Origin of the sequence: Roseateles sp., from assembly GCF_036404855.1 — a bacterium.
Lineage (GTDB): Bacteria > Pseudomonadota > Gammaproteobacteria > Burkholderiales > Burkholderiaceae_C > Pelomonas.
Map to the genome: position 1 here is coordinate 22,105 of NZ_DASWYS010000293.1, position 10,663 is coordinate 32,767.

A 10,663-nucleotide genomic window follows, 5' to 3' on the forward strand; every position below is an offset into this window, starting at 1 on the left:
GCGTCATGCCCGAAATTGTTCAGCATTGCCTGACCGGACGAGGCAATGCCTGAGTGATGTACGGGGGCGCTGCTTCTGGCTAGAGTCGTCGGCTTGCACACCGGAGGAACGCAATGATCAACTTGACTGTCAACGGGCGCGCCGTTTCACTGGACGCCGACCCCGACATGCCCTTGCTGTGGGCGGTTCGCGAGGAGCTGCAGCTCACAGGCAGCAAGTTCGGTTGCGGCGCCGCTCAGTGTGGCGCCTGCACCATGCACGTCGCCGGTGCGCCGGTGCGCAGCTGCTTGACACCGATCTCGTCGGTGCAAGGCCCGGTCACCACCATCGAAGGCCTCGTCAACGACAAGGTCGGCCAGGCCGTGGAGGCCGCTTGGGTGGCGCACGACGTGGCCCAGTGTGGCTACTGTCAGAGTGGCCAAGTCATGAGCGCAGTCGCGCTGCTCAAGGGCAACAGGAAACCCAGCGACGCGCAGATCGACGAAGCCATGGCCGGCAACATCTGCCGCTGTGGCACCTACACCCGTATCCGTGCCGCCATCCACGCGGCCGCGGCTCAGCTCGCTTGAGGAGGCCGCAATGCTGAATCCCTCGTTCAACATCAAGAGCATCGACCGTCAGCTCAGCGGCCACGGTCAGTCCCGCCGCGCCTTCGTCGCCACCACCATCGGCGGCACCGTGGGGCTGGCTTTGTTGCCCGGCTTTGCCGCGGCGCAGGGGGGCGCAGCCAAGCCCGGCTCCAAGCCCACCGAGCAGCCGCTGGCCTTTGTCAGCATCACGCCGGACGGCACCACCACCATCCTGTGTAACCGCATGGACATGGGCCAGGGCGTCGAGACCGGCCTCGCGATGATCTGCGCAGAGGAACTGGACGCGGACTGGTCCAAGGTCCGCACCGGCTTTGGCGACCAGCAGGCCAAGTATGTGGATCCGCTGTTCGGCATGCACATCACCGGCGGCTCCAACTCGATCAAGAACAGCTACCAGCAGTACCGCGAACTGGGCGCGCGCACCAAGGCCATGCTGGTGACCGCCGCCGCGCAGGCCTGGGGCATGCCGGCCGCGTCCCTGAAGGCAGAGAACGGCGTCATCAGCGGCGCGGGCAAGAGCGCCGGCTACGGCGAGTTCTTCGACGCCGCGATGAAGCAGCCCGTGCCCGAGGCCGTTGCGCTGAAGGACCCCAAGGCCTTCAAGCTCATTGGCCAGCCCACCGGCCTCGTCGTCGGCAAGGCCAAGAGCACGGGCACCCAGGCCTATGGCATGGACGTGCACCTGCCCGGCATGGCGATCGCCGTCATCCAGCGCCCGCCGGTGTTCAATGGCAAGGTGGCCAAATTGGATGCGAGCGAGGCGCTCAAGATCAAGGGCGTCAAGGCGGTGCTGCCGGTCCCGCTGGACCGTGGCGGCCAGGGCGTGGCGGTCGTTGCCAGCGGGTACTGGGCTGCCAAGAAGGGTCGCGACGCGCTCAAGGTCGACTGGGACCTGGCCGGTGTCGCCAAACCCGACACGAAGGCGCTGACCGCCCAGTACCTGGCCCTCGCAAAGACGCCGGGTACCCAGGCGCCCAAGCTCGCAGCCGACGCCAGTGGCTGGAGCAAGGCGCCGAAGAGGATCACAGCCGACTTCGTCTTCCCGTATCTGAACCATGCGCAAATGGAGCCGCTGGCCTGCACGGTGGACTTGAAGGACGATCGCTGCGACTTCTACTACGCGTCTCAGATGCCCGGCATCGACGCGATGAACCTGGCCAAGACCGTGGGCCTGAAGCCGGAGCAAGTGCAGATCAACGTGCAGATGGCCGGCGGCGGTTTCGGCCGTCGCGCGACGCCCGCGACCGAATGGCCCCGCGAAGCCGCCGGGGTGGCCGTTGCGCTGGCGAAGGCGGGCCAGCGCATGCCGGTCAAGGTGATCTGGAGTCGCGAGGACGACGTCAAGGCCGGCTATTACCGTCCCATGACTGTGCACCGCGCCGAGATTGGCTTCGACGCGGGCGGCAAGGTCCTGGGCTGGCAGCACCGCATCGTCAGCCAGAGCATCCTGAAGGGCTCACCGCTGGAGGGCTTCGGCTACAAGGACGGTGTGGACGGCACCACCGTCGAGGGCATGCGCGAGCCCTACGAGATCCCCATGAACCTGAGCGTTCACCATCCCGACGTCAACGTGCCGGTGCTGTGGTGGCGTTCGGTGGGCTCCACGCACACGGCCTACGTCATGGAGACGCTGGTCGACGAGATTGCCTTTTCCACCAAGCAGGATCCGGTTGCCTACCGGCTCAAGCTGATGGAGGGCAACGCCAAGGCCGACCGTCATCGCGCGGCGCTGCAGGCTGCGGTCGACAAGAGCGGCTACGGCAAGCGCAAGCTCAAGCCCGGCCAGGCCTGGGGAGTGGCCGTGCACGAGAGTTTCGAGTCCGTTGTCGCCTACATCGTGGTTGCCAGCATGAAGGGCAAGGGCAAGGATCGCCAGCCGGTGCTGCAGGAGGTGCATGCCGGCGTGCACTGCAACCTCTGCGTGAATCCCAAGTCGGTCGAAACCCAGGTGCAGGGCGCCGCCATCATGGCGCTGGGCACAACCATGCCCACGCATCACGTCACGTTCAAGGATGGCGTCGTCGAGCAGAGCAACTTCTACGACATTGCCATGCCGCGCATGCCGGACGCGCCCAAGGTGATGACGGTCAGCATCGTGCCGAGCAGCGACCCGCCCAAGGGCATGGGCGAGCCTGGCCTGCCGGCGCTGGCGCCTGCGCTCGCGAACGCGGTGGCCCGGCTGACGGGCCAGCGCCAGCGCGAACTGCCGTTCAGGTTCGCCTGAGCGGGCCGGATCAGGGGGCCGGCGGGTAGCCGGCCTCGGTGAGCGCGCTCGCCAGGACCTCGCGGGGCAGGGCGCTCTCGACCTCGGCCGTGCGGGCCTCGCGGTCGATCTCGACGCGGACCTGGGCGTCGGCGGCCTTCAGCGCTTCGGTGATGGCGGCAACGCAATGGCCGCAGCTCATGTCGGGCAAGGTGAATCGATACATCTGGGGCTCCCGGGGCTGGCATCATGCCTGCATCCAGGCTTGCCATACTGCTATGCACATCATCGCCCTCAGCGGCGCACTGCGCCGCGCGTCCTACAACACCGCCCTGCTGCGCGCGGCCATCGCGATGGTGCCCGAGGGCGTCACGATGGAGCTGCGCACGCTCCACGGCATCCCCGTGTACGACGGCGACGTCGAGGCCCAGGGCATGCCCGAGGCCGTGACGACGCTGCGCGAAGCGATCCGCGCGGCTGACGCGCTGCTGATAGGCACGCCCGAGTACAACAACTCCATTCCCGGCGTCTTGAAGAACGGCCTGGACTGGCTGTCGCGGCCGGCCGGGGAGGGCGCCAAGCTGTTCGGCGGCAAGCCCACCGGGCTGATCGGCGCGACGCCGGGCGGCTTCGGCACTGTCCAATCGCAGGACGCGCTGCTGTCGGTGCTGCGAACCTTGGGCAACGATTTCTGGATGGGTGGTCGGCTCATGGTGTCCCGTGCCGGTACGGTCTTCGATGCCGAGGGCCAACTGGTCGACGACAAGGTGAGGGCCCAGCTGCAGGGCTTCGTTCAGGGTTTCGTCGAATTCGTGAAGAAGAGGGCCTCATGAGCGTGCACATCGAGCGCATCACCAGCCACGTGGGCGACGTGGGCGGCCTGCCCATCCAGCGGGCACTGCCCAACAAGGCCCGGCGCGCCATCGGCGCCTGGTGCTTCGCCGACCATGCCGGGCCCGCCACGCCCGAGCGGCGCATGAACGTCGGCCCCCATCCGCACACGGGGTTGTCCACCTTCAGCTGGATGATCGAGGGCGAGATCCTGCACCGCGACAGTCTGGGCTCGGAGCAGGTGCTGCGGGCTGGCGAGGTCAACCTGATGACGGCGGGGCGCGGCATCGCGCACAGCGAGGAGTCGCTGTCCGACCGCATCCACCTGGCCCAGCTGTGGATCGCGCTGCCTGATGCCGAGCGTGAGCGGTCGCCGAGCTTTCAGCACTTTCCCGAGCTGCCGCGCCTGAGCCAAGGTGGCTTCGACGCGACGCTGCTGGTTGGCGAGTTGGGGGGGCGGCGCTCGCCGGTGCCCAGTTTCACGCCGCTGCTGGGCGTGGACCTGGTGGCTGACGGCCCGGCCGACACGGTGCTGGCGCTGCGGCCCGACTTCGAACATGGGCTGATGCTGCTCGAAGGCGAGATCGAGGCGGCGCCAGCGGGCCTTGAAGTGGTCGAGACCATCACCCCGGGCACGTTGCTTTACGTCGGCCCCGGTTGCGAAGCCGTCGAGCTGCGCTGCGGGGCCGCGGCCCGGCTGCTGCTGCTGGGCGGCGAGCCCTGGGTGCAGCCGCCGCTGCTGTGGTGGAACTTCGTTGGCCGAGAGCCGACGGAGATGCAGGAGTGGGCGCAAGACTGGGCGCGCGAGGACGGGGGGCGCTTCGGGGTCGTCGAGGGCTACGCCGGGCCGCGTATCGCGGTACCGCCGGTGCCAGCGCTCAGGAAGCCCTAGGGCGGCCTGCTGAGCTAGCCCGCGCGGGCGCTCTTCACCAGCGCCGCGATGCGGGGCGTGGCGTTGGTCGCCACCAGCTCGATCTGCGGGTTCGCCTTGGCGAAAACGCGGAAGAGCTCGTCCGTGAAGCCATGGCCCACGTCGGTGACACCGTCGAAATCGATCTCGGCGCGTTTGAAGGTGGTCAGCCGGGTGCCGACGCGGCGGGCCTGGGCGCGAGAGTCCAGCGCGCCGCCTTCACCGGCCAGCAGGCGCAGTTGCACGACGGTCTGGTCGAACTCGATGCCGTCGCCTTGCGTGCTCCAGGCCTCCATGACGCCGTCCAGGGTGCGCGTGGTGTTGAGCGCGATGGCCATGTAGATGGAGCTGCCCTGGCGCGGCAGCGCGCGACCTCGTCGCCAGCCGACGTTTTCCCAGGCGCGGCGCTGGTAGGCGGTGTTGTTGGCGTGGATGTCGAAGACATCGGCCAGCTGGCTGCTGAAGAACAGGCCGCGCCCGGTGTGGGCGTCGGGAGCGCTGGTCAGGCGGCCTTTGCTGAGCTCCAGCATCGCGTGCTGCGGGTCTTCCAGCTCGAAGGCGCTGCAAATCTTGTCGAAGACGCCGATGCCGTCGTCGCTGACGAGCAGCTGCACATGGGTGGGTGTCTGACGCAGCGACACGGTGACGCTGCTGCCGCCGGAGTGATCCGCCGCGTTGTTGACAAGCTCTGTGAAGCCGTGGCGGACCATGCGTTCCACATGCCTGGGTAGGGCGAAATGGGGCGCGAAGTCGCGCTGCCAGGGCAGGTCCTCCTGCAGGCCGTGGAGGGTGTAGCTGCGCGCCACCTGGCGCAGCGAGCCGGGTGCGAAGACGGGGCGACGACCAGTGCCGGAGCGGGTCAGCCAGCCGGCGTCCACCAGGCGCTTGAGCGCGGCCAGGGCCGCACGTCGGCTGGCGCCGGTGCGTTCCTCGATGTGGGCGGCCAGGTCATGCGAGTGTTCGCTTGCGGCGGCGGTGATCCAGTTGGTGAGGTGGTCGAACACCAGTCTTGTCATGACCGCGCATTGTGCTGACTACTTCAACCACGGGGGGTGGGGCTGCTACCGACTCCATAGAATCCCCTATCAGTTACGGCGAGGTTACCAACTACGTTGGAAGCCGCAGTCGGCCCAGATTTCTCAACTTCACCGGGGATATCCCATGCCTCTCGTTTCCATGCGTCAATTGCTGGACCATGCCGCCGAAAACGGCTACGGCATTCCAGCCTTCAACGTCAACAACCTGGAGCAGGTGCAGGCCGTCATGGCAGCGGCCGACGAGGTCGGCGCGCCAGTCATCCTGCAGGCCTCGGCCGGCGCTCGCAAGTACGCTGGCGAGCCCTTCATCAAGCACCTGATACAGGCTGCCTGCGAGGCCTTTCCGCACATCCCCCTGGTCATGCACCAGGACCATGGCACCAGCCCCAAGGTCTGTGCCGGCGCCATCGACCTGGGCTTCGGCTCCGTCATGATGGACGGTTCGCTGATGGACGACGGCAAGACGCCGTCCTCGTTCGAATACAACGTGGACGTGACCCGCCGGGTCGTCGAGATGGCGCACAAGGTCGGTGTGACCGTCGAGGGCGAGCTCGGCTGCCTGGGTAACCTTGAAACCGGCGATGCGGGCGAGGAAGACGGCATCGGTGCAGAAGGCAAGCTGGACCACTCCCAGATGCTGACCGACCCCGAAGAGGCCGCCGTGTTCGTCAAGGCCACACAGCTGGACGCGCTGGCCATCGCCATCGGCACCAGTCACGGCGCCTACAAGTTCAGCCGCAAGCCCACGGGTGACATCCTGGCCATTGGTCGCGTGAAGGAGATCCACGCGCGCATCCCCAATACGCACCTCGTCATGCACGGTTCGTCCAGCGTGCCGCAGGAGCTGCTGGCCATCATCAACCAGTACGGCGGCAAGATGAAGGAGACTTTCGGCGTGCCGGTCGAGGAGATCCAGGAAGCCATCAAGCATGGCGTGCGCAAGATCAACATCGACACCGACATCCGCCTCGCGATGACCGGCGCCGTGCGCAAGTTCCTGGCCGAGAACCCCGACAAGTTCGACGCCCGCGAGTGGCTCAAGCCGGCACGCGAGGCCGCCAAGGTCATTGCCAAGCAGCGCTACATGCAATTCGGCTGCGAGGGCCAGGCGGCCAAGATCAAGGGCCGCACGCTGGCCGACATCGCCGGCGCCTACGCGCGGGGCGAACTGGCCCAGCGCGTGAACTGAAGTCGCTCGCCCGCCGTGGCCAGGCCGCCCCAATGGGGGCGGTTTTTGCGTTCTGGGGCGCTCCGGCGGGATGACGCATGACGAATGGGCGAAGTGGCGGCACTGCGCAGAATGCGCAGCCGTTCTCCCCCTTCACCAGTTCCTGCCCCATGCGTCCCACCCGCCTGCTTCCCATCCTCTGCTGCGTCGCGGGCCTGGTCGCGCCCGGTCTGGCCCTGTCGTCGCTCGAGTCGACCGAGCTGCCCGGCCGGCAGCTCCCCCTGAAGCCGGTGCTTCGCAAGCAGGCGCCCGAGCTGCAGCAGCGCATGCAGACCCTGCTTGCCGGCCTGCAGGCCACGCCACAACTGGCTGACCCACGCGGCGTCAGCGTGCATCCCGGGCTGGCGATCACGCAGCATCCGGAGCTGCCGATGATCCGCGCCAGCGGCCGTGTCCATCTGATGCCGATCAACGCGGCCGACCGCGACACCGTCATCGACCCCAAGACGGGCCGTTACCAGGGCGTCGGGGAAGGCAACAGCGTCGAGATCCTGGTGAACGACTCCAGCCATCTGAAGATCGACTTGACCAAGCGCGATGCGATCTTCTATGAGCCCGAGCGCGCAGGTTCGATCGCCGGCTTCCCGCTCTACGTGATCGGCGGCAGCATGCCCTTCATGCTGATCGAGGCTCCCGGCCGGTCGTTGTGGAAGCGAGTGACCGTGGCCGAGTACCTGGAGCGCCTGACGACGGAAGGTGGATTCGATGCCGAGCCGGCCCGCCGTGCTGCGGCCACGCTCTCGCCGGCCGTTCTGGCGGGACCGGCCTGCGCGGCGGTACGCCGTGGCGAGGTGGTGAGCGACTGCATTGGGCCGGATCCGACCTATCTTGTGCGCCTGAACCCGTCCTACCTTCAGATCGACCCGCGCCGGCCGGATGCGATCCAGCTGATGACGGTCAAGGTCGGCAGCATGCGCCTGTACACCACGCTGGAGGAGCACCGCAAGCGGTCCCCGCGTTCGCCGCTGAGCCAGGCGCTGGCCGCGATGGAGCAGTACGACTGGAAGCAAGCCGCGCGCTGGGTGGAGTGAGCCTGCCAGGCCGCCAGTGGGGGGCGCCACACCGGCGCTGACGTCCCCTGGGCCGCGCCGAAGGCAGCACGGCAATACGCCACGTTTGCTGACCCCCGCCCGGCAGCGTCCGGGCCACAATGCTCCGGCATAACCCCTTGTTACCGGGGGCCGGGAGCATGAGATGGACGAGCTGACCGGAGTCATCGCGCGGGCGGGTTTTCTGCCGCACGGCTATTGTTTCCAGTGGTCCCCGGGACTGCTCTGGAGCATGGTGGGCGCCGACCTGTCCATCGCTCTGGCCTATTTCTCCATCCCGCTCGTCATCGCCAGCTACGCGCGCCAGCGTCCCGAGGTCAACCTCGGGCGCATTGCGACGCTGTTCGCTGTCTTCATCTTCGCCTGCGGCGTGACGCATGTGTTGGACGTGTGGACGATCTGGCGCCCCGACTATCAACTGCAGGCGGTGGGCAAGGTCTTCACCGCCTTTGCGTCCGTGCTGACGGCGGCCGTCGCCTGGCGGCTGATGCCGACGTTGCTGTCCGTGCCATCACTCGACGAGATGCGCGTCGCCAACGAGGCGCTGCGCCGCGAGGTGGACCGTCGCCACAGCGCCGAGGACCATCGGCTGGAGGCTGAACAGAGTCTGGCCACCACGCTGGCCACCATCGATGCCGGCTTCATCACGACCGATGGCGAGGGGCGCGTCACGCGCATCAACGCCGTGGCCGAACGCATCACCGGCTGGCCAGCGGAAGAGGCGCTGGGCCGTTCGATCTGGGAGGTCTTCGTTCGCGAGGGCATGCCGACCGAGTTGACACGACGCAACCCGGTCGATGTCGTGCGCCAGCGTCAGCCTGACGTGGCCTTGCGCCGCCAGGCCGTCTGCGTGGCTCGCGACGGCAGCACGCGGCCCATCGAGGTCCATGCCGATCTGACCCACCATGCCGATGGCCGCGCGCGCGGCATCGCAGTCGTCTTTCGCGACGTCGGCCGCCTCACCGAAGCCGAGGCCGAGGTGCGCCGGCTGGCCGCTGTCGTCGAATCTTCGGCCGATGCCATCGTCGTCAAGACGCTGGACGGCCGCATCACAAACTGGAACGCGGCGGCCGAGCAGATGTTCGGATACACCGCCACCGAGGCCGTAGGTCAGTCAGTGCAGATGTTGGTGCCGCCCGAGCGGGAGGTCGAGGAGGCCCGCATCCTGGCCAGCATCGCCCAGGGCCAGGCGCTGCCGCCGTTGCGGACGGTTCGCCTCGCCAAGGACGGCCGCCGCGTGGAGGTGTCGATCCAGGTCTCGCCGCTGCGCGACGCGTCGGGCCGCATCGTCGGCGGCATCAAGTCCGCGCGTGACCTGACACACCAGCGCCAGATCGAGGCCGCGTTGCGCCAAAGCGAGGCGCGGCTGCGCTTCGCGCTCGAGTCCGCCGCCATCGGTGACTGGGAGATGGAGCTGGAAACCGGCGTCATCCACCGGTCCCGCCGCTATGACCAGTGCTTCGGCCTGGACGATTCCGCCGGCCCCTGGGACCGCGACCGCCTGATGGCCGCCGTGCACGCCGACGATCGCGCGGCGGTGGAGGCCGGCCTCGATGCCCTGCTGGAAACTCGCATGGGGCAACTGCCCTGGCACGCCGAGTTCCGCGTCGTCTGGCCTGACGCCAGCCTGCACTGGCTGCGCCTGGATGCCCGCGTCACGCGCGACGAGGCCGGTGCGCCTCGCCTGGTGGGCATCGTCGCGGACGTGACCGCGATGCGGACCGCCGAGCAGGCGCGCCAGCAGGCCGTATGGCTGGCCGCGGAGAACCGCCGTGTGCAGGAGTCCAGCCGGCTCAAGAGTCTGTTCCTGGCCAATATGTCGCACGAGTTGCGCACGCCGCTGAACGCCATCATCGGTTTCTCCGATCTTCTGACGATGAGCCAGCAGCCGCCTGGTGCGGCGCGCCAGCGCGAATGGCTGCAGCACATCGCCAGCAGCGGTCGTCATCTGCTGAACATGATCAACGACGTGCTGGATCTGTCCAAGATCGAGGCCGGCAAGCTGGACTTCCACCCTGTGCCCGTCGAACTGCCGGTCCTCGTCGATGACGTGATGGCCACCGTCGCCGTGCTTGCCGAACAGCGCGGGCTCAGCCTCCGGTCCGCCATTGCGCCCGAGCTGCACGGTCTGGTGCTCGATGCCGCGCGCCTCCGGCAGGTCCTGCTGAACTACTTGTCCAACGCCATCAAATTCACGTCCCGGGGCGGTCGCATCGAGTTGCGCATGGTGGGCGAGGGGCCGCGGCTTTGGCGGCTGGAGGTCGAGGACAGCGGCATTGGCATCCCGCCCGATCGCATCGGGCATCTCTTCGTCGAGTTCCAGCAGCTCGACGATGGCCTGGCCAAGCAGCACCAGGGCACCGGCCTGGGCCTGGCGCTGACGCGCCGCCTGGTCGAGGCTCAGGGCGGGCGGGTCGGCGTGTACAGCCAGCCCGGGCAGGGCAGCTGTTTCTACGCCGTGCTGCCGCGCCAGCCTGCCGATGATGAGGGGCGGATACCCAGGCCGGCCCACCAGCAACTGGTGGCGCTGCGCGACCATCCGCTGCGCGACGGCGTGGCGCGCGAGCTGTCGCAGGCCGGCGTGGCCGCCGATGCCGCCGCCACGGCGGCCGAGGTGCTGCGCCTGGCACGCGTGCGCCGCTACACGGAGCTGGCCATCGACCTCGGCCTGCCCGACGCGCCCGGCCTGGGGCTGCTGGCCGCGCTGCGCAGCGGCGGGCCGTCCATGCACGCCTCGGTGAAGGCGCTGGCGATGACGCCCGCCACCGGCGCCGGCGTCGCCTTCCCGGTCTCCGATGTGCTGGCCAAGCCGCTG

Annotated in this window: 9 protein-coding genes; 7 read left to right on the top strand and 2 right to left on the bottom strand. The window is 68.3% G+C overall.

Annotation, left to right across the window (positions count from 1 at the left end):
• Nucleotides 1-113 precede the first annotated feature (113 nt).
• Complete coding sequence (locus tag VGF12_RS19460) at nt 114-569, top strand: (2Fe-2S)-binding protein (RefSeq protein WP_331177705.1); 456 nt, start codon at nt 114-116, stop codon at nt 567-569.
• A gap of 10 nt (nt 570-579) precedes the next feature.
• Nucleotides 580-2,814, top strand: a complete 2,235-nt coding sequence (locus tag VGF12_RS19465) for a xanthine dehydrogenase family protein molybdopterin-binding subunit (RefSeq protein ID WP_331177706.1) — start codon at nt 580-582, stop codon at nt 2,812-2,814.
• A gap of 10 nt (nt 2,815-2,824) precedes the next feature.
• Here VGF12_RS19465 and VGF12_RS19470 read toward each other — a convergent pair whose 3' ends face one another.
• The gene (locus VGF12_RS19470) at nt 2,825-3,019 is read right to left on the bottom strand and encodes a heavy-metal-associated domain-containing protein (protein WP_331177707.1); all 195 of its coding nucleotides are present in this window, start codon (nt 3,017-3,019) and stop codon (nt 2,825-2,827) included.
• 52 nt (nt 3,020-3,071) lie between these two features.
• Between VGF12_RS19470 and VGF12_RS19475 the strand changes: the two genes are divergently transcribed.
• The gene (locus tag VGF12_RS19475) at nt 3,072-3,626 is read left to right on the top strand and encodes an NADPH-dependent FMN reductase (RefSeq protein ID WP_331177708.1); all 555 of its coding nucleotides are present in this window, start codon (nt 3,072-3,074) and stop codon (nt 3,624-3,626) included.
• Nucleotides 3,623-4,516, top strand: a complete 894-nt coding sequence (locus VGF12_RS19480) for a pirin family protein (RefSeq protein WP_331177709.1) — start codon at nt 3,623-3,625, stop codon at nt 4,514-4,516. The genes VGF12_RS19475 and VGF12_RS19480 overlap by 4 nt, the downstream gene beginning before the upstream one ends.
• Before the next feature lie 14 nt (nt 4,517-4,530).
• Here VGF12_RS19480 and VGF12_RS19485 read toward each other — a convergent pair whose 3' ends face one another.
• A complete protein-coding gene (locus VGF12_RS19485) occupies nt 4,531-5,550 on the bottom strand; it encodes an STAS-like domain-containing protein (RefSeq protein WP_331177710.1) in 1,020 nt (339 codons plus the stop codon).
• 145 nt (nt 5,551-5,695) lie between these two features.
• Between VGF12_RS19485 and fba the strand changes: the two genes are divergently transcribed.
• The 3 genes from fba to VGF12_RS19500 form a co-directional block, all read left to right on the top strand.
• Complete coding sequence (gene fba / locus VGF12_RS19490) at nt 5,696-6,760, top strand: class II fructose-bisphosphate aldolase (RefSeq protein ID WP_331177711.1); 1,065 nt, start codon at nt 5,696-5,698, stop codon at nt 6,758-6,760.
• A 149-nt stretch (nt 6,761-6,909) separates the two neighbouring features.
• Nucleotides 6,910-7,830, top strand: a complete 921-nt coding sequence (locus tag VGF12_RS19495; RefSeq protein ID WP_331177712.1) for a hypothetical protein — start codon at nt 6,910-6,912, stop codon at nt 7,828-7,830.
• 163 nt (nt 7,831-7,993) lie between these two features.
• Nucleotides 7,994-10,663, top strand: a 2,670-nt coding sequence (locus VGF12_RS19500) for a PAS domain S-box protein (RefSeq protein WP_331177713.1), incomplete at its 3' end; no start/stop codon positions are given.

Bases quoted from the DNA above. Each gene is read 5' to 3' on its own strand.
- VGF12_RS19460 (WP_331177705.1), top strand. From the start codon at position 114: ATGATCAACTTGACTGTCAACGGGCGCGCCGTTTCACTGGACGCCGAC.
- VGF12_RS19465 (WP_331177706.1), top strand. From the start codon at position 580: ATGCTGAATCCCTCGTTCAACATCAAGAGCATCGACCGTCAGCTCAGC.
- VGF12_RS19470 (WP_331177707.1), bottom strand. From the start codon at position 3,019: ATGTATCGATTCACCTTGCCCGACATGAGCTGCGGCCATTGCGTTGCC.
- VGF12_RS19475 (WP_331177708.1), top strand. From the start codon at position 3,072: ATGCACATCATCGCCCTCAGCGGCGCACTGCGCCGCGCGTCCTACAAC.
- VGF12_RS19480 (WP_331177709.1), top strand. From the start codon at position 3,623: ATGAGCGTGCACATCGAGCGCATCACCAGCCACGTGGGCGACGTGGGC.
- VGF12_RS19485 (WP_331177710.1), bottom strand. From the start codon at position 5,550: ATGACAAGACTGGTGTTCGACCACCTCACCAACTGGATCACCGCCGCC.
- fba (WP_331177711.1), top strand. From the start codon at position 5,696: ATGCCTCTCGTTTCCATGCGTCAATTGCTGGACCATGCCGCCGAAAAC.
- VGF12_RS19495 (WP_331177712.1), top strand. From the start codon at position 6,910: ATGCGTCCCACCCGCCTGCTTCCCATCCTCTGCTGCGTCGCGGGCCTG.